This window comes from Streptomyces sp. NBC_00523, assembly GCF_036346615.1.
Lineage (GTDB): Bacteria > Actinomycetota > Actinomycetes > Streptomycetales > Streptomycetaceae > Streptomyces.
Window position 1 is genome coordinate 1,033,365 of record NZ_CP107836.1, and the last position, 23,015, is coordinate 1,056,379.

Annotated in this window: 4 protein-coding genes; all 4 read left to right on the forward strand. The window is 74.4% G+C overall.

The window, feature by feature from the left end:
• Positions 1–13 precede the first annotated feature (13 nt).
• The 4 genes from OHS17_RS04675 to OHS17_RS04690 all read left to right on the forward strand — a co-directional run bounded on the left by OHS17_RS04675 (position 14) and on the right by OHS17_RS04690 (position 22,985).
• Positions 14–18,610, forward strand: a complete 18,597-nt coding sequence (locus tag OHS17_RS04675; protein ID WP_330311177.1) for a hypothetical protein — start codon at positions 14–16, stop codon at positions 18,608–18,610.
• A 66-nt stretch (positions 18,611–18,676) separates the two neighbouring features.
• Positions 18,677–19,777: an RICIN domain-containing protein gene (locus tag OHS17_RS04680; protein ID WP_330311178.1), complete on the forward strand. Its 1,101-nt coding sequence runs from the start codon at positions 18,677–18,679 to the stop codon at positions 19,775–19,777.
• Positions 19,778–19,869: 92 nt separating this feature from the next.
• A complete protein-coding gene (locus tag OHS17_RS04685; RefSeq protein WP_330311179.1) occupies positions 19,870–20,610 on the forward strand; it encodes a beta-phosphoglucomutase family hydrolase in 741 nt (246 codons plus the stop codon).
• Entirely contained in the window at positions 20,607–22,985 is a 2,379-nt protein-coding gene (locus OHS17_RS04690; protein ID WP_330311180.1) for a glycoside hydrolase family 65 protein, read from the forward strand. The genes OHS17_RS04685 and OHS17_RS04690 overlap by 4 nt, the downstream gene beginning before the upstream one ends.
• Positions 22,986–23,015 lie beyond the last annotated feature (30 nt).

The window sequence follows — 23,015 nt, forward strand, 5'->3', positions numbered from 1 at the left end:
CGGACCGCGCCCGATGAGCATCCAGGTTTCGCCGCAGCTGAACAATCTCCTTTTCGTGCTGATCGGTGAGAAAATGCTGCAGGCCGACGAGGACATGGCCTACGCCAACGGCCGTCCGTACGGGCGGCTGGGGCGGCGGGTGCGGGACCTGTCTGATCTGATCGAGCAGACCGCGGGTGGCGTCGGGCGCTCGCTGCCGCCGCAGGTGGGCAACCAGTACGTCAAGGCCATGCACCTGTTCCTGGACAACGGTGGCAAGAACTACCTGAAGGACTTCGCCGACCAGCTCGACGACCTGGAGAAGGCGCGCACCAAGTCCTCCATGGACATCATGGAGGCCAAGTGGCAGATCATCGCCGAGCTGATCCGGCTGCTGATCGAACTGGCCATCATCATGGCGCTGTCCATCTTCACCGGCGGTTCGGCGTCCAGCCAGGCGGCGGTCGCCAAGGCACGCAGCCGGGTGGCGATCCTCACGCTGCTCGACTGGCTGATGAAGCGCACCCATCTGCTGCCGACCCTCTCCGAGATGATCGAAGAGGCGTTCACGACGTTCGCGGTCCGCCTCGCGATGATGCTGGGCGCGCCCAAGGGGCGGCGGCCGCACGGCTTCGACTGGTCGCAGATCGTCCAGGACGGTGTCTTCGGCGCGTTCACCGGACTGTTCCACGGGTTCCTCAACGACATCCTCAAGAACCTGAAGAAGAACTTCAAGGACCTCTGGGGCCACGGGAACAACCCGTTCAAGAACATCGACGGCAACGGCAACAAGTTCCACAACAACAAGTTCGACCACCATCACCTCAACGACGGGCCCTCCTCCAGGCCGGACCCGAAGCCGACGCCCAAGCCGGACCCCAAGCCGACGCCGAAGCCGGGCCCCGAGCCGACCCCCACGCCCAAGCCCAATCCGGTCCCGCTGCCCAAGCCGCCCCACACCCCCACGCCCGGACTCGGGGACCGGATCAAGCACGAGTTCGGTGAGGACATCGGCCACTTCCTCACCGAGGGCGGCGCGGAGGCGCTGGGCGAGCTGGCCACGGCAGCGATCTTCCACCTCCCCGTCGAGGGCCCGATGACCTTCCTCGGCGGCGGGCTGAGCGCGGTCAGCGAACGGCACCTGGGGCAGGGCGCGTCCGCCCTGGGCAACAAGTTCAACTTCACCAAGCCGCCCACCGTGAACACCGCGCACCTCCCGGACACACCGGACGACTCCTCGGCGGACGGCGCTCCCCGCCCCGGCAACGGCAACGGCGACGGCAAGGGCCCCGACCCCGGCGCGCCCACCCCGGGACCGGGCGACGGTGTGACGACACCGGGCCCGTCCCCCACGGGCGGCGGACGGAACGGACCGGTCGCCGTCCGGCCTCCGACCCAGTCCCCCGACCTGGACGTGGAGGTGACCGGCAGCAAGGTCACCACCGACGGCCCGCCGGACGTGCACTTCGACGGTGTGCACATCGAGCCCGTCAAGATCGACGGGGTAAACGTCCACAGCGATGCCCCGAACCTCGACGGCAACGGCCCGGCCACCCACCCGGCGACCGGCAATCCGGCGCCGGTGCAGACCGTTCAGCAGCAGCCGCCGACCACCAACGGTGCACCGCACCAAGGGAGTTCACCGCAGCCCGGCGGCACGAAGACGACGACCGGCACGGACACGGACACGGACGCCCGAACCGGCCTGGACACCGACACCGACACCGAGAGCGACTCGGACACGGACTCCGTGTTCAGTGACACCGACAGCATCGCCGAGAGTGACGTCACCGACCCCGACCCCGACTCCACCGGAGACACCACCGCCCACGACCCCGTCACCGAAGCGCCCAAGCCGATCGTCACCGGCAGCACGACACCGCCGCCGACCGGCCTCCCCCAGACAACCGCCCCGGACGGCACACCCGGCAACGCACCGACCGTCGGTGCCACCCCACACCCGACGCCCGTGCACACCTCGTCCTCGGACTCGCCCCCGCACCCCGTACGAAACGAGCCACCGCACCCCGTCCGGAACGAAGCACCGGACCCCGTACAGAACGACATACCGGACCCGGTGCCCAACGCCGTACCCGAGCCCGTGGTCCTGACCCCGACGCCGCCCGTCGCCCCGGCGCCCCACCACGCGCCGGGCAGTTTCGGGGAGGCGCGGGACGGCGCGACGCCGTCGCCGCGGAGTCACACCTGGGTCGACCCGGTGTCGCGGCCCACGGGCCCGGACGGCAGGCCGACGCAGTACGTGGTGCGTTCCTCCTTCGACGTACGGCAGTTCACGCACGGCGGTGAGCCCGTCACCGATCTCACCGTGACCTACCGCGTGACGGGCGACCCGCAGCTCGGTCCGCAGGCCGACGGGGTGCGGCAGCGGCTCGAAGAGGGCGTGCAGCGGGTGTTCAACGCCCCGGACCACCGCCTGCCCGACGGCAGCCGGCTGCACGTCACCGTCGTTCCGGCCGCCGAGGGGCAGACACCGCACCTGGACGTCACCCTGACCGACCCGGCGGACGGCGTGCCCACCACGCACCACGCGTGGCCGGCGGACATCTCCGACTCGGCGCTGGCCCACGAGATCGGCCACCAGCTCGGCCTGCGCGACGAGAGCGGACTCGACCCCGCCGCACCGCACCGCGGCGGCAACGAGAGCCTGATGGGCGACGCGCCCCCGGTCACCGGCGTCCTCGCCCACCCGTCGGACCCGGCCGGCTACCAGCCGGGCGGGCTGCGGCCCCGGCACCTCCAGCTCATCGGGACGCTGGTGGGCGACCCCGCCGACGCCCCCCGGCCGCGCCCCGACGGTGAGCGGCGCGACGCCGCGACGCCGCCCGTAACGGTCACCGGCGACCTCGGCGCGGACCCTCCGGCGCCGGTCGTCCCGCCCGTCACCAAGCCCGTCGACCCGGTCTCGGACCCGGAAGCCGTGCCGATGGTCCCGATCAGCACCACGTCGGCGCCGGTCCCGGCCGACACGACCGCGCCCCCGCCCGTCGTCACCGCCGAGGAAGCGGCGCCCCCGCCCGTGGTCACCTCCGAGGAAGCCACGCCGCCACCCGTCGTCACCTCAGAGGAAGCGACGCCCCCGCCGTTGGTGCCGGAGCTGACGCTGACCACGACGGACGGTCACACCACACCCCTGCCTGATCCGGACCCGGACCCCGAGCCGGAGTCCGGGACGACCGGTGGACGCGGGCCCCGCCCCTCGTATCTCGGCGGCTACGGGCGGCGGCACGACGGGCAGGTCGGGCTCGTGCTCATGGAGCCGTTCTCGCCGGACGTGGTGGACGCCGTGCACCGGCAGGTGATCACCGCCCTCGGCCGCCCCGCCCCGCGCCCCGACGACCCGGTCCTCGCCCAGTTGCGGGACGTGCTGTCCGCGTCGCAGATGACCCAGCACCTGCCGTATCTGCGCAGCCTCGGCGGCCACCGCGTCACGCTGCGCGTCGACGGCACCGACCGGAGCGTGGACGTACGGCTGGCCCTGGACGGGGGGCGGCCGTCCGCGCGGCAGGGCGAGCTGGACACCAGCGACCCCGACAAGCACGTGGAGCGGCGCGGCCAGGGCACCCGGGAGAACGTCTCGGCGCAGCCGTCCGGCACGTTCTCGACCATCCCGGTCCCGTGGACGGGTTCGCTGCCGATCAACGCGCCGGGTCCGGTCCGTTCGCTGGACATGGCGCTGTCCGCGACCCTCACGCACAACCAGGCGGACGGCTCCCTCACCGTCACCCAGGTCACGCAGACCACCACCGCCCAGCGCAGCGCCGAGCCGTCCCGGGCCTACGACTTCACCGGCAACTGGCAGGTCCGCGTGGACGCTCCCGCGCCGACCGCCCCGACCCCCGACAGCGACTCCACCGACGGCGATCCCACGGACGGCTGGTCGCCGGTGCGGCAGCACGGGCCGGTCACCGCCTGGTTCCCGCAGCACCTGGTGGACGCGGACGCCGACCCCACCCAGGAGCTGCCCGCCCCGGCCGCCCTGGACGACCTGCCGCTGTGGGGCGTCGACTCGGTGCTGAACCCCCGGCGGCTGTACGAGGGCGCGGCGGCGCACTTCCGCGCCGACCTCGACGCCACCTCCTCCTCGCAGCTCGCCGACTTCCTCTCCGAACCGGTGCTACGGGGCACGCTGCCGATGCAGCGCGACGGCGGCCTGTACTCGCCGGTGCTGACGGACGGCAACGGCCGGGCCGTCGGCATGGTGCGGCTGGACGCGCGGGTCACACCGACCGCGCCGGTCGCCAAGAGCATCGACGCGAAGATCAACCTGGAGAGCCACCTCGTCAACACGGTCAAGAACGACCAGAACACCACGTTCAACAGCGGTGTCACCTTCGCCGGCAGCATCGGCCCGTCGTTCACCGGCGATACGCGGCAGGACCACCCGGACGCCGCCGGCTCCATCGGCGGGAGTTTCAGCGGCAAGGGCACCGTCCAGCTCGGCGCGCAGAACGCCTTCGGTACGAGTTCCTCGGCGGCCTCCGTGCACGCGCTGCGCACCAATCGCAGCCATCTGCTGACCGAGGCCGACGTCTCGTACACCGTCACCCTGATCCGGCCGGACGGCAGCACCGCCTCGTACACGCCGGGAACCTGGCAGCACGGCCTCGACCTGCGCATGCTCAGCGCGGACGACGCCCGAGGCCACGCGCCGACCGAGTCCGAGGTCAGGCAGCTCCCCGCCGAGCTGGCGTCGCTCGGCTCGATCGGGCAGTCGACGGCGCCGCTCGGCGTGGAGGGCACGGCCCCGCTCTTCGCGGAGGCCGAGACCTGGCTGCGCGAACAGGGCTTCCTGCCGCCTCCCGCGAGCGCGCCGCGCCGGGGCCGGCTGCCCGACGAAACGTTGGTGCAGGCCCAGTTGAACAACCTGCGACGGCTCCAGGAGCTGCGTTCCGGGCTGGGGCTGCGGGGTGCGACGGACTCCATGATGGACGGTGGCCACTCGCTGTTCCTGGAGACGCCCTCGTCGGCGGGGCGGCGCCGGGTGCGGCTGGTGCTCGGCGCGACCGCGGACCGGGACCGGCCGCCCGTACACAGGAGGGTGCTCCCCGGCATCGCCGTCATCAGCGTGTCGTCCTCGACGGCGGGCGGCAACGGCAGGCTCGGCAACAGCTACAGCGGCGGCCTCGGCTTCGGCGGCGGCCCCAGTTTCCCCACGCCGAACGGCGCCTGGACGCTGAGCGGCACCGGCGACTACCAGTACGTCGGCAACGCCTCGCTCGGCAACACGACTTCTTCGACGGTCGGACAGGACCAGTTCTTCATCAGCTCGGGCCAGGACGCCCACGAGTTCGACGTGCCCGCCCGCCTCACGCTCGATCTGTACGAGGGCACGGGCCCCGGTCCTCGCGTCCGCTTCGGCACCCCGGAGCCCCGGCCGCACCCGCCCGGTGACCTGGAGTCCGCGCCGGGCACCGTACCGGCGGGGGTGCCGGGCACGGTCCGGCTGGGCGTGCCGCACGGCCGCACCCTGGACGCCCCGCCCCCGGCGCCGGCCGGCGAGCCGTTCACCGTACGCCCGGTCTCCCGGCTCGACCGGGACCGGCTGGCGCTGACGGACGGCGCCGGGCGGCCGCGCCCGGACGTGGTGCGGGTCCCGGACGACGCCCTGGTGGACGTGATGCGGGGTGCGGCGGCTCTCCAGGACGCCTTCCAGCGCATCGTCACCGGCGCGGCGCCCCCCACCGGCACCACCGCTCCGGCCCCCGGGCCGGTCTCCCTCACCCCGGCGCCCTCGCTGCTGGGCCGCTTCACCGGGTTCCTCGGCAACTCGCTCACCGGCAACCCGTTCGCCGACCCCACCACGGTGGCCGCCGAGTCCCGGACCGCGGCGCTGTCGCCCGGTTCGCTGGTCGCGCGCGGACAGCAGATACTCGGCGGCAGCTACGTGGTGGAGGGTTTGACCCTGCCGGGTCTCGGCGCCGACGGACAGCTCTCCGTGGAGATACAGGCCGTCGCGCACCACCCGCGGCTGACGTCCGGCCCGAGCCAGTACATGGAGTCGGACGTCTCCGCCGCCGACTCGGCGCAGCAGCTCAAGGGCCTCGGCAAGACGCACCAGTTCGGGCTGGCGGGCACGGCGACACAGAACAACCCGAAGTCGCCCGCACCCGCCACCGACCCGGAGCCGAACCCGCAGCAGGACGGCGCCACCTCCACAGCGCAGCCCAGCACGTCCGAGACCCGGCAGCCGTCCCGCTTCAACCCGTCCGGGCGCTACCAGTACGACCGCAAGACGGACAAGTCCGATACCTCGATCAGTACGACGACGACCAACCGGGTGCCGACCCAGACGGGCATCCAGCACCGGGTCACGGCCGACCTCACCTATGTCATCACCGTCCGCTCCGGGCACCGCAACGCGTTCGCGAACTTCGTCGGCTACACCCACGGGCAGACCGTCCAACTCGCCGTGGACGTGCCGCAGGGTCTGCAATTCCTGATGACCGACAGCCAGTTGCGCCGCGACCGGCCGTGGATGGGCGGCGTCGAGGGGCTGCCCGCCGACGTGCCGCCCACCGGTCTGGCGAGCCCGCCGCTGCCCAGCCGCTATGTGCGGGACGGCACGCTGGGCCTGGCCGCGGTCACCTCGGTCACCGAGCTGGGCCCGGCCGGGCTGCCGGGCACCGCGCAGCGTCAGCGGTTCCAGAACGAGGTGCGCGGCCTCCTCGACCGGTACGCCCCCGGCGTGACCACCCCCGGCCACGCCTCCTACCTGCCGGGCGTCGCGGCCCTGATCGCCGACCAGACGAGCACCGCGGGCAAGCGCGCGCTGATCGGACGCGGCGGCGGACAGGCCCGGTTCGGCTTCCGGCACCACCGGTTCGGCGGCGCGGCGCTGGTCGAGGTGACGTTCTCGGCCCGGCCCACGACCACCGCCGCCAACCGGGGAGCGCGCCGCGGCACGGCCGCCCCCGGCGACAAGTCCGGTCTGGAGAGCTGGACGTCGCAGACCCCGGCGGGCCGGTCCACGGCGGACACGGTGAGCCGGCAGCACCGGGTGACCGTCAATCCGACGGCCCGTTTCACCCGGCCCGACGCGGACGACCGCACCGACCGGCTCGGCCCCTCCGGCCAGTGGACGTCGGCCAGTGTCAAGACCGACAAGCGGGGCCGTACCGCCGAGGACCGGTTCTGGCTGCGCACCGACAACGCCGCCGACTTCGACGGCCTGGACTACGAACTGGTCGCCACCGTCCGCTCCACCTGGGTCACGGACTGGCCGCCGAACGTGGTGGGCGCGCTGGTGCAGCGCGGCTTCATCGCCTGGAACGACGCCGACGCGCAGACCCGGAGCTGGATCAGCCGCACCCTGGCCGGTGAGATCGGCGGCCGGGCCCGGGTCCCGGCCCACGTCAGCCTGCGGTTCGCGGGCGGCGAGACGGAGGCACCGCGCGGGGGCAACCCGCTGCCGGTCCCCGTCTCGGTGTCCCGGGTCGACCCGCGTCCGGCGCCGCACGGGCAGCCCGGGCTGCGCGACGACGGGCTGTTCCACCCGAACGGCAACACCCCGGTGTACGGGTTCAACGCCTGGGACCAGCTCTACACGGCCCTCGACCAGGTGGCGCCGGCCACCGGCAGCGGCTGGCGCGCGCAGCCCGCGTCCACCTCCGACGAGAACGCCTCGGTGCGCCTCGGGGAGCTGCTGCAGGCCGGTTCGATCACCCTGGACAACCCGCGTCAGGTCGGCGGGATGCTGCCGACCATGCCGGGCGCCTTCCCGCTCCTGGACTCCCCGGAGGGGCCCACCCTGACGGTGTCCCTGTACCGGCCCCGGGTGGTGACCGAGAGCAGCGACGTCGCCGTGGACCGGCTGCGTATCGTCACCGACACCTCGGGCACGGTCTCCGGCAACGACACCGGCCTCGGCCTGTCCCTGCCGTTCGTGCTGAGCGCCGACGACCCCGACCGCAATCTGGTCGGCGCCACTCCGCCCGTACTGCAACGGCCCATCGACCCCAGCAACTTCGGCGGCAACGTGTCCGGCGGGCGCCGCGAGTGGCTGAAGACCGGCAGCACCAGTGCCCCGGCCGAGGGTCGCGGAACGCGTGGGTACGAGGTCCAGGCGGACGTGCACATCCAGGTCAGCGGCCCCGAGGGGGTGCGGCACGTCACCGGTACGGCCACCCTCCGCATCGAGGAGCGCGACGCGCTGGGCCACGGCATCACGCCGCCCCGGCCCCTCCCGCGCGTCTACGACCTGCCCGCGCTGCTGGCCTCGCAGACCGGCGCGGCACCGGGGCAGTGGGCGTCCACACCGCCGCGCGACCTGCCGGACGCCCTGATCGCCGGGGTCGATCCGGACGACGACGGGTACCAGTTCTGGCTGGCGACCGGCACGGACCCGGACGGCTCCCGGCTCGCCCTCGCGCTGTACGGGTCGTCCCGTACGGCCCGGCTGACCGGGCGTCCGGTGGAGCTGGTGACGCATGGGCCGGAGGGGCTGCGGTTCTGGTCGTTCGGCCCGGACGGTGTTCTGAGGACCACCCCGTCCGGGGCGCCGGGCACGGAGGGCACGCCGCCCCTCGGCGATCCGGCGCTGGACCGCGCCTGGTCCGGCTTCGAGACCGTCGCGAACGACCTGCACCGCGCCCACGGCGACCACGCGCAGGCCCTCGCCGACGAGACCGGGATGCGGAACCTGCGGACGGACGCGGTGGACGGCCTGCGCGACGCGGTCACGGCGCTGAACGACGCGCGTAAGGCTGCCGACGACGCCGACCGGGCGGCCACCTCGGCGGAGACCGGGGCCGACGGGGCCGAGCAGGACGTCCGCGACCTCGAAGGCCGGATCGACAAGCTGACCACGGACATCGCCACCACCCGCGGCACGATCGACACACTCACCGCATCCCTCACCGAGGACGGGCTCCGGGAGACCCGTCTCGACGCCGACCTGAAGGCGGCGCAGGCCCGGCTCGACGCCCTGAACGAATCCGCCGCCGCGCCCCCCGCGCCGGACCCGGCCACCGGAACCGGCACCTCGACGACGCCCACGACCGCCCCCGCGACGCCCCCCGCCGTCGACTCGCGGCTCACCGAGCGGATCGACGCCGCGACCGCCGAGGTCGACCGGATCGACGGCGAACTGGACAGCGTCCGCCAGAAGATGGCGCTCGACCGGACGAACCTCCGGCAGTCCGAGGTCTCCCTCGCCCGGGACAACGCGGCCCTCAAGGAGCTCGAAGCCCAGCTCCCGGACCTCCGGGACACCGCACGCGACCTCCGCGCCGACGCCGACACGGCACGCGGCCACGCCGACGACACCGACCTGGCCCGCCAGGACGCGCAGGAGGCGCACGACCGGGCCGAGCTGAGCCTCCGCGAGATCGACCGTGCACTGGCCGGCATCCTCGGCCGCCGCGACGACGCCGCCACCCGGCGCGCCGATGCGGAGAGCGCCCTGCCCGCGGCGGCAGGGCCGGTCCTGGCGAACGGGCCCGCGGCGGTGGCGCCCTCGCGGACGTCCTTGTCCGCCATGGCCCCGCACCCGCCGGGCTCCGGGCTGCCCAGGACGGCCGCCCCGTCCACCGGCAACACCCCCGCCACCGGGGACGACACCGATACCGACGCCGATTCCGACGCCGAGCGGGACTCCACCGCCTCGGTCGTCTCGGACCACGACTCCGACGACCGCGACTCCGACGACCGTGACGACCCGTCCGAGGTGGAGACCGCGCTCACCGTGCCGGAGCCGACGCCTCCGGTCCCGCCCAAGAGCGAGGGCACCTCCGAGCACGGCAAGGACAGCAAGGACGGCGACGCCCGCTCCGAATCCGACGCCGACCCGGACCCCGAGCCCAAATCCGAGCCCGAGCCCGAGCCCGAGCTCGAATCCAAGCCCGAGCCCGAGAGCACGGCACCGCCGCCGCCCCCCTCCGAGCCCTTCCAGGTGCGCGCGCCGCGCGGCAACACCGTGCCCACGATCGGCGACGGCCGCTGCATCCTCTACACGTTCATCGGCACCGACCCGCAGCGTGTGCGCGAGCGGGTGCCCGGACTGAGCACCCGGGCCCCGGAGACGTACGCCTGGCTGGGCCGCACCGACGACGTGCGCACCGGTCTGAGCCTGGCCGCCCGCGGCGACACCTCCCCCGCGGCCCGGCAGGCGCGCCACCATCTGCTGATCGCCGCCGACCACCTCCGCTCGGCGGCCGAACAGCGGCTGCTCGACGCGCACCGGGGCGGACGGCCGTTGCCGCAGGACGTGGTGGGCCAGGTCCGCCAGACGCTGGCACCGCGCTTCACCCGGACCACGGCCGCCATGAACCGCTCCCAGCTCCTCACCACCGCCCGGCGCTACGGCATCGACGGGGTGCGCCGGCCGGAGGAGCTGAACGACCTCAACGCCCGTTTCGACGCCGCGCTGACCGAGGACGGGGTGACCGACCGCCCGGCCGACCCCGGTGTCATCCAGATGTTCAGCCACCTGCACGACACCGGCCGGCTGCCCTCCCTCGCCGAGCTGGACGACGCCCAGCTCCGTCAGGTCATCGACTCCGCCTACACCGAGAGCACCGTCCCCTTCACGGACGAGGAGCTGAACCACGCCCTCACCGCCGTGCGGAACTGGTCCGGCGCCTGGCAGAGCGACCAGGGCGAGATGTTCCTGCCGCTGCTCGCCGACACCCTGGGCGTCACGGTGGAGGTGCTGCGGCCCGATCCCACGACAGGCCTCGGCACGGTGACCCGCGTCGGCTCACCCACCGCGGGCCGGGTCCTGGAGGTCCACTACTGGGGGCTGAACCACTACACCGCCAGCGACGCGGCCCCGCTCACCGCGCTCCCGACGTCCAGTGCGCCGCGCGGCCCGCAGGACGCGCCCAGCACCCGGCCCGCCGGACGCCGCCGCCCCGCACCCCGCCGCGACCCCCGCGACGACCGGCCCGCACCCCGGGTCGCCCGGCCCGCGCACCCCGACACCTGGCACCACCTGCGCCCGCACGCACGCCCCGCCACCCTCCGCACCGAACGCTTCGACCCGCACGCCGACCCCACCGCCGACGCTCCCCGGCCCGGACTCCTCTCCGGCGCCACCACCCTCATCCGCGCCCAGGTCCGCCGTATCCAGGCCCCGAGCGGCCAGTGGGTACGCGACTACACCCTCAACCTCCCCGTCAACGCCGCCGACACCCAGCACACCGCCCGGCTCGCGGAGCGCCTCGGCAAACTCGTGGACCGCCACCTCAACACCGGCTACGCGCTGCCCACTTCGGGCGACCAGCTCCATGTCGACGTCAACCTCGTCGACAGCCCGGAGCACCCGGAAGCCATCGCCCTGACGCACACGGACACCCCCGCACGGCCCGACCAGACCCACTTCGACCTCAACCACACCGACAGCCAGCTCCTGCACGAACTCCTGCACTACCTCGGCCTGCCCGACGAACAGCGCGACAACGACTTCCTCTTCCGCAACCACCCCGACGCCACGGCCGTGCACACCGACGGCCTCATGGCCACCATCGAAACCCCCGCACCGCTCCCCCACCGCTACCTCGCCACCATCGAGGACGTCACCGACTCCGGGCCGCAGCTCCACGACCACACGCAAGCGGTCACCGACACCCCCACCGACCCCGACGCCACCCCCGTCCCGGCCACCGAAGCCCCCGCCTGGCCCACCTCCCGGGCCCCGGTGCCCGCACCCTCCTCCACCTATGTGCTCGCCTACGGCGCCCAACTCGACGGCAATGTGGGCCTGGTGTACCTGGAGCCGCTGCCACCGGCGGTGGTGGAAGGGCTGCACCAGCAGGTGATGGGCGCCCTGGGCCTGGCGGACGCCCCGGACACGCACCCGGTAAGGGAACACCTCCGGGCGGTGGCGAGCGGTGAGCAGCTGATCCTCAACCTGCCGTATGTGCGCGGCAGTCTGGGCTTCCGGTTCACCGTCCGGGTGGACGGCCGCGACCGGACCGTGGACGTACGGATGCGACTGTCGGACCCGGTGGCGTCAGCCCGGTACGGGCAGACGGAGGGCGCCGAGCGGGACGTGCGCGTGGAGCGGCGCGGCATCGGCACCCAGGAGTCGGTGTCCGCGGAGGCGTCGGGCACGATCCGCACCCTGCTGCTGCCGTGGACGGGCCTGTTCCCGGTGACGCGTGCGATCCCGGTGCGGGGTGTCGATGTGGCGCTGACCCTGGCGATGACGCTGAACCAGCTGTCCTCGACGTCGTCGGTGACGACGGTGGTGCAGACGACGTCGGCGCAGCGCAGCAACGAGCCCTCGGAGCCGTACGACTTCACGGCCTCGTGGGAGGTGCGGGTGGACGCGCCGAGGCTGGCGCCGCCGGTCACCTGGGGGCCGCCGCGGGCGCACGGGCCGGTGACGTTCTGGTTCCCGCAGCACCTGGCGCGGGACGAGGCGGAGGAGCTGCCGGAGGCGGCCGGTCTGGACGACCTGCCGGTGTGGGGCGTGGACACGGTCGCCGAGCCGCAGCGGCTGCTCGCGGAGGCGCTGGGCTTCTTCGGCACCGAGCTGAGCGCCCTGGACGAGGACTCGGCGGCGGAGCTGGAGACGTTCCTGTCGGAGCCGCTGCTGCGGGGCACCCTGCCGATGCAGCGGGACCGGGGGGTGTTCTCGCCGGTGCTGCTCGACACCTCGGGGCGCGCCCTGGGCATGTTCCAGCTGCGGACCGACGTCGTCGTGGGCGAACCGCTGCGGCGCAGCGTGGCCGGGAAGATCAACCTGGAGAGCCATCTGACCCAGGTGGTCAAGCTGGACTCGCAGTCGCGGTTCAGCAGCGGGCTCTCCCTGTCCGGGAGCGTCGGACCGGCGCTCACCGCGGACCGGTCGCAGGGGCATCCGAACGCCTCGCACCGGCCCGGCGGCGGTGTGCTGGGCCGGGCGTCGGTGCAGGCGGGCACGCACGAGGAACTGGTGCAGAGCGGCAGTACGGCGCTGATGCACGCGGTGCGCACCAACCGCAGCCATCTGCTGGCCCCGGCCGAGGTGCGGCACACGCTGGTGCTGCACCTGCCGGGCGGCGGGCGGCGGGAGTTCACGCCGGACGCCTGGCCGCGCGGCATGCACCTGCGGCTGCTGACCGCCGAGGACGCCAACGGACACGCGCCGTCGGCGGACGAGCTGCGACGGCTGCCCGCGGAGCTGGAGCACCTGCGGTCGGTCGGTACGACGGCGACACCGCTGGCCGTGGACGGTGCCGCGCCGCTCTTCGTGCACGCCGAGAACTGGCTGCGGCGGGAGGGCTTCCTGCCCCGCGACACACCGGGGCGCAACCGGGTGCTGCCCGACGAGGCCTTGGTGCAGGCGCAGTTGAACAATCTGCGCCGGTTCGAGCAGGGCCGTTCGGAGGTGGGACAGCGGGCCGCCACGGACGCCATGCTGGACGGTGGCCACTCGCTGTTCCTGGAGATCCCGACGGCGACCGGGACGCGGCGGGTGCGGCTGGTGCTCAGCGCGGTGCGCGGCGGCGGCGACAGTGTGCACAGCCGGGTGCTGCCGGACGTGCAGGGCATGGGCGTGGCGTCGCTGTCGGCGGCGGGCGCCGACCACCGCGGTTCGTCGTACGGGCTCTCGTACGGCGGTGGCGGCTCGTTCGGGCTGCCGAAGGGATCGTGGACGCTGGGCGGCAGCGGCGACTATGTGCGCGGCAACCAGGTGCGGCACGACAACAGCGTGCAACTGGGCGTCGGGCACGACCAGTTGTTCATCGGCAGCGGCGCCGGGCAGCGCAGCGAGGTCTTCGACGTACCGGCCGATCTGGCGCTGGACCTGTACGAGGGCCCCGGCGAGCAGCCGTCGGTGCGTTTCGCGCACGAGACGGTGGCGGTGCCGTTCGTACCGCACGGTGCCCCGCCCGCCGAGCCGCCCGGCCCGCCGCCGGACCGGGTGCCGGGCACCCTGCGCCTCTCGGTGCCGACGCACCGCACGCTTCCCGCCGGGGCGCCGGTGCCGGCGGCTCCCCCGGCGCCGGTGCTGCGGGCGGCCACGGACGCCGACCGGGACCTGCTCGACCTGACCGACGAGGCGGGCGCCGCGCTGCCGGGTACGGTGCTGCTGCCGGACGACGCGATCATGGAGGTGTTCCAGGCGTCCGCCGCGCTGGACTCGGCGTTCCGCGCGGTGCTCGGCAACACCTATCCGGGGCATCCGGCGCGCGGTCTGCTGGACGACGTGCGGGACGCGGTCGCCGGGCGCACCCCGCGTCCGGTGGCGCGGGCGGGCCGGGCGCTGGGCGAGTCGTTGGCGGGCGCGGCGGCCACCGACCCGACGACGGTCGCGGCGGAGATGCTGTCCGCCGCGCGCAACCCCGCCGCGCTGCTGGCCCGGGGGCACCAGGTGTTCAAGGGCGCCTACGTGGTGGAGGGCCTGACGCTGCCGGGGCTCGCCTCGGACGAAGTGCTGTCGGTGGAGATCCGCGGCGTGCTGCGGCGGCCCCGGGCAACGGACGGTTTCGCGCAGTACTTCGAGACGGGTCTGAGCGCCACCGACGGCGCGGCGCAGCAGCGGGGCGCGGCAGGCACCTCGCAGTGGGCGGGCGGCTTCCGCGCGGTCCGCAACACGTCGTCGGCGCAGACACCGGCCGCCGACCAGGCGGCGGGCAACGACTTCGACGACGTGCTGGTGACCCGCGCCGAGCCCACCGGGCAGGAGGAGAGCAAGCCACCGGCGTCCCGGCCGGGCACGCTGAACCCGTCGGGCCGTTACACCCGTACCGCCCGGAGCGAGCGGTCGCGGGCGCTGGGCTCCACGACGACCGCCTACCGCACCGCCACCGAGAGCGGCACCCAGCACCGGGTCACGGCCGACGCGACGCTGCTGGTGACCTTCCGCCGGGGCCGCCGCAACGTCGTCGGCAACGCGTTCGGGCAGGGCGAGGGCCGCGCGGTGACGGTGGCGCTGGACCTGGCGGACGGGGTGCGGTTCCTGGCCACCCCGGCGCAGATCCGGCGGCACGCCGCGTGGTTCGCGGGCGTGCCCGGTCTTGCCGTACCGGGCCCGGCGGTGGGCTCGGTGCCGCTGCCGCGCCGCTTCACGGTCTCCCGCGAAGTGGGTCTGGGCAGTGTGCTCGCGGTGGACCAGTTCACCGACGCGACGCGCACGGTGCAGCGCCCCGACGTGCTGCGGCAGCGGCTCCTCGCCCTGATCGAGGAGGAGGCGCCCGGTATCACCCGGCCCGGTCACTCCTCCCATCTGCCGGGCGTGGCGACCCGTGTGGCGGACCTGTCCTCGACGGCCGGCCTGCGCACTCTCGCCGGTCGCGGCCCCGGCCATGTGCAGCGCTTCCGGTTCCGCTATCTCGGCTACGGCGGGGCCCAGTTGGTCGAGGTGACGCTGCGCACCGAGCCGGACGCCGACGACCACGCGCTGCGCGCGCTGCGCGGGCATCCGGCGGCGACGGGTTCGGGCATCGAGCAGTTCCTCGGCCATGTGCCCTCCTCGGTGACCGACCGGACGGCGCGCAGTGTGCGGCACGCCGGGTTCGTACAGCTCCAGTCGCGCTTCCCGCGGCCCACCGGCGGCCCGCGCACCGACCGGGCGGGCGCGCTGCTCAGCGCCGACACGACCCGCGGCAACGCGGCGCGCGTCACCCGCTCCGCCGAGGACCGCTTCTGGCAGCGCACCGACAACGCCGCCGACTTCGAGGGCGTGCCGCACCGGGTGGTCGCCGAGGTGCGGTCCACCCCGGCCGCGCAGTGGCTGCTCGACCTGCCGGGCAGCCTGTTCCAGCACGGCGTGCTGAGCCTCACCGAGGCGGACGCCACGCTCGCCGACCGCATCGCGCGCCTCTTCGGCGGGCGGCCGGCGCGGACCACCACCGTGCACACCGCCGCCGCGCTCCGGTTCACCGGCAGCGAGACCGGCGAACCGGCCCCCGCGCCCGCGCCGTTGCCGGTGGCCCGGCACACCGCGCGGCCCGCGGTCGCCGGGGACCGGTTCGTGCCGCACGGCCCGGCCCCCGTGTACGCCTTCGACGGCGGCGCGGAACTGGCCGCGGCGCTGGGCGAGGTCGCCCCGGCGCTGACCCGCTCCTGGCGTGCCCTGACCGCCTCCGGATCGGCGGACGCCACGGCCGTGCGCATGGGCGAGCTGATCCAGTCCGGCACCGTCTCGCTGGACCACCCGCGCGGCCCGGCCGGTCCGACTACGACGATGCCGGGCGCCTACCCCTTCCAGGGCGCGCCGGGCACCCCGCCCCGCCTCACGGTGGAGCTGTACCGGCCGCGCCCGGTCACCGACACGGGGGATGTGACGGTGGACCGGCTGCGGCTGAGCACGTTCGGCGCGGCGTCCTCCTCGCAGGCGGGCGTCACCGCCGGGCTCGCGGCACAGGGCGGGCTCGCCGCCACCGACGACAACCGGCAGATCGTCAACTTCACCGTCCCGGTGCTGGCCCGCCAGCCGCAGGCCCCCGGCCCCGGCGCCGCCGTGAGCGGCACCCGCCGGGACTGGCTCAAGCACGGCAACACCAGCGCCCCGGAGGGCTCGCGCGGCACCCGCAGCCACGAGATCCTCGCCGACGCTCTGATCACGGTGCACGGCCCGGGCGGCGTGCGGTACGTGACGGGCACGGTGCGGATGCGCCCCCTGGAGCGCGATCTGCTGGGCCTCGGTGTGACCGGCGCCCGCACCGACGCCGGGACGTTCGACGGTGCCGCCCTGGTGCGGGAGGCCGCCGACGCCCGCGCCCACGCGGCGGGCGCCCCGGCCGGTGCCGCCGCCGACGCCGTACTGCGCGACTGGCGTACGGTGCCGCTGCGCGACCTGCCGACGCTGCTGGCGGACGGCGTCCGGGCGGACGACGGGGCGGCCGTGGAGGGCGTGCAGATATGGCTGGCCGTGGACGGCGGCCCCGGGCAGACGGCCCGCGCGCTGTACGCGGCCGCCGGCGCGGCAGCGCTGGTGCACCGTCCGGTCGAGCTGGCGCTGCGCGACGACGAGGGCGTGCGCTTCCGCCGCTTCGACGCCGACGGCGAACCGGAGCCGGCCGGCCCGGGGGAGGACGGCGCCGGCTGGGCGGCCGTCCGGGAGCAGGTCGGCACGCTCGATGCGGCGGCGCACGCGGAGGAGACGGCCCGCGCCGAGGAGGCGGGGCTCCAGGCCGAACTGCCCGGCGCGCGCCGGGCCCTGGACGAGGCCCGCCCCCCGGTGGCGCGCGCGAGGCGGGACCTGGACGACGCCCGGGCCGCCGCGCGGGACGCCCGGGACGCCCGTACGGCCGCCGAGCGCGCGGTCACCGCCGCCGAACGCACCGACCGGGAACGGCGCACCCGCGTCGCGGAGCTGACGGCCGACGCCGAGGACCGCCGGTCCCGCGCGACGGCGGCGACCCACGCGGCGGAGGAGGCCCAGGAGGCGGTCCGCGCCGCGCGGGAGCACCTGGAGGCGACGGAACGCAGCCTGCGGGAGGCGTTGGCCGAGGCGGCCGCGCGAGGCGGGGCCAGGTCCGGCGGCTCCGGCAGGTCGGACCGGTCCGGCCGGTCCGACAGGTCCAGTCGCTCCAGCGGGTCGGTCGACCGCCGTACGGTCCGCCGGGACGGTGCCCGCACCGCGTTGGAGGCGGCCGTCACGGCGGCCGGGGCGGCCGAGCGCGCCGCCGACGCCGCCCGGCACGCCGCCGAGGACGCCGTCCGCCGCCGCGACATGGCCCGCGACGCGGCCGGCGCCGCGGCCGCCGCGCTGACCCGCGCCCGTGACACGGCCACGACGGCGTCGCGGACCGACCGTGAGGCCCACGACGCCCTGACCGCGGCCACCGAGCGCCACGACGCCGCGGTCACGGCGCTCGACACGGCCCAGCAGGGGGTGAACGGCCTCGAACGCCGGGTCGGCGAAGCCCTCGCCGAACAGGCCCGCCAGGCGGACCGGCAGCGCAACGCCCAGAACGACCTGACCGACCTCGTGACCCTCCTGGAGGCGGAGCGCGCGGCGGCGGGCGACGGCACGGTGCCGCTCCCGACGGGCTCGTTCGCCCGCACACCGGCCGGCTGGCCTATCCGCACGGGGCGGCCGGCGCCGCCCAGGATCGAGGAGGAGTCCGACGCGTCCGACTCGTCCGACACGGATTCGGAGGACGACGACGAGGACGGGGACGAAGACGAGGACGCGGGCGGCCCGCCGCCCGTTCCCCGGGGCGAGCGTCCGGACTCCTTCGTGGCCTCGCTGTCCCGGCTGCTCACCGCGTCGGGCGGCGCCCCGGCGTGGACCGGAGCGCGCGACCCGCACGGCGCGCTGCGCGCGTGGGCACGTACGGACGTGACGGCGCGCCGGGCCCCGGAGGACGCCGAACTCCCCGAGGACGGGACGCTGGTGAGCATCGATGACCTGGCCCGGATCGACGCCCTCACCGACGCGCTGCGCGCCCAGTCGATCCTCCAGGGCGGCCGGGTGACCGTGGCAGAGGCCGGACTCGACGACGCCGCGCGCCTCGCCCTGGTCCTGGCGCGCCCCGATTCCCCGGCGTACATCGCGACCCTGGCCGCACTCGTCGCCCGGGAGACCGGACGCCAGGTGCGGGTGCTCGGCCCCGGCGACGGCGTCCGTGAGTTCGGCCCCGAGGAGGGCGACCCGCTGGACCTGTACTTCGACGGCCGCCGCTTCTCGCCCAACCCACCGGGGGCTGACCACGGACGCCGCTTGACTCCGTAACACCACCCGGCCGCCGGCCACGGGCACCACCCGATCCCCGCGACACCACCCCCCGAAAGGAAGACCATGTCCGGCAAGAACGAACCGCAGCACCAGGCCGCGGCGGCCGAGTCGGCGGCGACGCCGACCACACCGGAGCCGGAGGCGCCGGAGGCAGCGGCCGCCCCGGAACCGGCGAAGACCGCCGAGCCGGGGCCCGCCACCCCGGAAAGCACGCCCGCCCCGGAGACACCGGCCGCTGCGGCCGCGCAGGCGACGGCACCGGACCCCGAACCGACGGCCACGGCCACAGCCACAGCCACGGCGGAGCCCGACGCGGAAGCCGAGCCCGAGGCCCAAGCGGCCGACGGCAAGTCCACGGCCCCCCGTCCCTCCGGCCGCCCGTCCCGGGGCCTGCTGGCCGGTGCGGCCATCGCGGGGGCGCTGCTGGTCGGGGTGCCGTTCCTGGTGTCGGGCGCCCTGGACAGATCGGGCCCGGGAAACGGCGGAGGTGCGGACCGGGTGGCCGACGCGGGCACGGTGCTGAACAACCAGGGCAACGGCGCGGCACCCGGCGTCTACGGATCGGCCGACCCGGCCCCGTCGTCCCCGTCCCCGTCGCCCTCCGCGAGCAGGAGCAAGGGCGCGGGAGGCGACGGGAAGCGCGAGCCGAGGACCGGCGCCGTGGCGGCGGGTCCGGCGGTGGTCAAGAGCACGGAGGAGGCGCCGAAGACCCCGAAGCCGTCGAAGAAGCCGAAGAAGGCGCCCCCGAAGCCCGCGGTCACCACCACGGTGACCGCGGCGCCGGGCACCACGCTTTTCGGCCACGCCTCCAACCGCTGCATCGAGATGGTGGCCCACAAGGGGGCGGACGGCTCCCCTCTCCAGATAGCCAACTGCACCGGCAAGAACTGGCAGAAGTGGGACTTCCGCCCGGACGGCACCATCCGCTCGATGGGGCTCTGCATGGACGTGGCGTGGGGCTCGCACGACAACGGCGCGGTGATCCAGATCGCGTGGTGCAGCGGGAACCCGGCCCAGCAGTTCGTGCTGAGCGCCGACCACGACCTGGTCAACCCGCAGGCCAACAAGTGCGTGGACGTGAAGAACGCGCAGACCGGCGGCGGCGCCCGCCTCCAGCTCTGGGACTGCAACGGCCAGGACAACCAGAAGTGGAGCAGGCGCTGAGCCGGCCGACGGCCCCGGGTCCGGGCAGGTAGGCGGCGTACCTCACAGCGTGTCATCCGATCGGACCCGCCCCGGCGGGGAACTGTGGGGTCATGACGACACAGCTCGGACTTCCCGAAGGCATCCAGGCCTGTCTCTTCGATCTCGACGGAGTGGTCACCAGGACGGCGGTGGTGCACGCCGCCGCCTGGAAGGCGACCTTCGACGCCTTTCTGCGCGAGCGTGACGGAGCGGACTTCCGTCCCTTCTCCGACGCGGACTACGACGAGTACGTCGACGGCCGCCCCCGGGCCGACGGCGTTCGCTCCTTCCTCGCCTCCCGGGGCATCGAACTGCCCGAGGGCACCCCCGACGATCCACCGGACACGCGGAGTGTCAACGGGGTCGGCAACCGCAAGAACGAGCTCCTCCTGGAGAAGATCCGTACCGACGGTGTGGAGCCGTACGAGGGCACGCTGCGCTACATCGACGCGGTCCGCGCCGCCGGGCTCGCCACTGCGATCGTCTCCTCCAGCGCCAACACCCGCGACGTGCTGCACTCCATCGACGCCGAGCGGCTGTTCGACGTACGGATCGACGGCGTGGTGGCCCGGGAACGGAAGCTGCCGGGCAAACCGCACCCCGACACCTTCCTGGCCGCCGCCCGGGACCTCGGCGTCGAGCCGTCCCGGGCCGCCGTCTTCGAGGACGCGCTGGCCGGCATGGACGCGGGCAGGTCGGGGCACTTCGGGTTCGTCGTCGGCGTCGACCGGGTCGGGCAGACCGACGCGCTGTACGCCCACGGCGCCGACCGTGTCGTCAAGGACCTCGCCGAGCTCGGAGGCAGCGCGTGATCACCAACCGGACGTACACCGTGGAGCCCTGGCGCGTGCGCGAGACGGCTCTCGACCTCGATCTCCTGGCGCAGAGCGAATCCGTGTTCGCCCTGTCCAACGGGCATGTGGGCTGGCGCGGCAACCTCGACGAGGGCGAACCGCACGGCCTGCCCGGCAGCTATCTCAACGGGGTGTACGAACTGCACCCGCTGCCCTACGCCGAGGCGGGCTACGGCTACCCCGAGTCGGGCCAGACCGTCATCAACGTCACCAACGGCAAGCTGCTGCGGCTGCTGGTGGACGACGAGCCGTTCGACCTGCGCTACGGGCGGCTCCGCAAGCACGAGCGCACCCTGGACTTCAAGCGCGGGGTGCTGGAGCGGAGCTGCGAGTGGACCTCCCCGGCCGGTACGACCGTCCGGGTGCGTTCCACCCGCCTCGTCTCCCTCACCCAGCGCGCCATCGCCGCCGTGCAGTACGAGGTGGAGCCCGTCGACAGCAGGACCAGGGTGGTCATCCAGTCGGAGCTGGTCACCAACGAGAGCCTGCCCTCGTCCGACGGCGACCCCCGGACGGCCAAGGCCCTGCAGTCCCCGCTGGAGCCGGAGGAGGACCAGGCCGTCGGGTCGCGGCTGCGTCTGGTCCACCGCACCCGGCGCAGCGGCCTCAGGGTCGCCGTGGCCGCCGACCACGTCGTGGAAGCCCCCGGCGAGATCACCACCAGCAGCGAGAGCAACCCGGATGTCGCCCGCCTGACCATCACCTCCGTCCTGGAGCCGGGACAGCGGCTGCGGGTGCAGAAGACCGTCGCCCACGGCTGGTCGGGGGCCCGTTCCCGGCCCGCGATGAGCGATCAGGTCGAGGCCGCACTGGCTGCCGCCGCCCACGGCGGCTGGGACGGACTGGTGGCCCAGCAGCGGGCCTACCTCGATGACTTCTGGGCCCGTGCCGACGTCGAGGTGCACGGTGACGAGGAGATCCAGCAGGCCGTCCGCTTCGCCCTCTTCCATGTGCTCCAGGCCGGTGCCCGCGCCGAACAACGGGCCATCCCGGCCAAGGGGCTGACCGGTTCCGGGTACGACGGCCACGCCTTCTGGGACACCGAGATGTTCGTGCTGCCCCTCCTCTCCTACACCGAGCCGAAGGCGGTCGCCGAGGCGCTGCGCTGGCGGCAGGCCACCCTGCCCGCCGCCCGGGACCGGGCCACCCAGCTCGGGCTGCGCGGTGCCGCGTTCCCGTGGCGGACCATCGACGGCTCGGAGGGCTCCGCGTACTGGCCGGCCGGCACCGCCGCCTTCCATGTGGCCGCCGACATCGCGCACGCCGCGGTGCGGCACGCGGCGGTGACCGGCGACACCGCCTTCGAACGCGAGACCGTCCTGGAACTCCTGGTGGAGACGGCGCGGTTGTGGCGCTCGCTGGGCCATCACGACCCGCACGGTGTGTTCCACATCGACGGCGTCACGGGGCCGGACGAGTACAGCGCCGTCGTGGACGACAACACGTACACCAACCTCATGGCCCGCTCCAATCTCCTCGCCGCGGCCGACGTGTGCGAACGCCACCCGGAGGAGGCCTCCCGGCTGGGTGTGAACGAGGAGGAGAGCGCCGCCTGGCGAGACGCCGCCGAGGCCGTGCACATCCCCTACAACGAGGAGATCGGCGTGCACGAGCAGCACGCCGGTTTCACCCACCACCAGCGCTGGGACTTCGCGAACACCCGCGCCGACCAGTACCCGCTGATGCTGCACTTCCCCTACTTCGACCTCTACCGCAAGCAGGTGATCAAGCAGTCGGACCTCGTGCTGGCGATGTACACCTGCGGCACCTGGTTCGACGCCCACTGCGACGACGACCAACTGGCCGCGAACTTCGCCTACTACGAGCCGCTGACCGTACGGGACTCCTCCCTGTCGGCGTGCTGCCAGGCCGTCGTCGCCGCCCGGACCGGGCATCTGCGGCTGGCGTACGACTACACCGCCGAGGCCGCGCTGATGGACCTGGCCGACCTGGAGCACAACACCCGCGACGGACTGCACATCGCCTCGCTGGCCGGTACGTGGATGGCGCTGGTCGCCGGATTCGGCGGCACCCGCCGGGACGGCGACAGCCTGCGCTTCGCGCCCCGGCTGCCCGAGAAGTTCAGCCGCCTCGCCTTCCGGCTCCAGTTCCGCGGCCGGTGCCTCCAGGTGGAGATCGGGCCCGACAAGGCGACGTACTCGCTGCTGCTCGGCGATCCCCTGACGATCCACCACCACGGCACGGAGGCCCATGTGAACGGTGAGGGGCCCGTCACCCTCGCGATCGCCCCGCCGGAGCGGCGGCCCACGCCCGAACAGCCCTTGCACCGCAGTCCGGGCGCCACCGACCGGCCGGGCCCCGAGCAGGGGTGAGCCGGGGCCACGGGCCGGGCTCCCGGACAG

Coding starts and splice junctions, on each gene's coding strand:
- OHS17_RS04685 (WP_330311179.1), top strand. CDS start 19,870: ATGACGACACAGCTCGGACTTCCCGAAGGCATCCAGGCCTGTCTCTTC.
- OHS17_RS04680 (WP_330311178.1), top strand. CDS start 18,677: ATGTCCGGCAAGAACGAACCGCAGCACCAGGCCGCGGCGGCCGAGTCG.
- OHS17_RS04675 (WP_330311177.1), top strand. CDS start 14: ATGAGCATCCAGGTTTCGCCGCAGCTGAACAATCTCCTTTTCGTGCTG.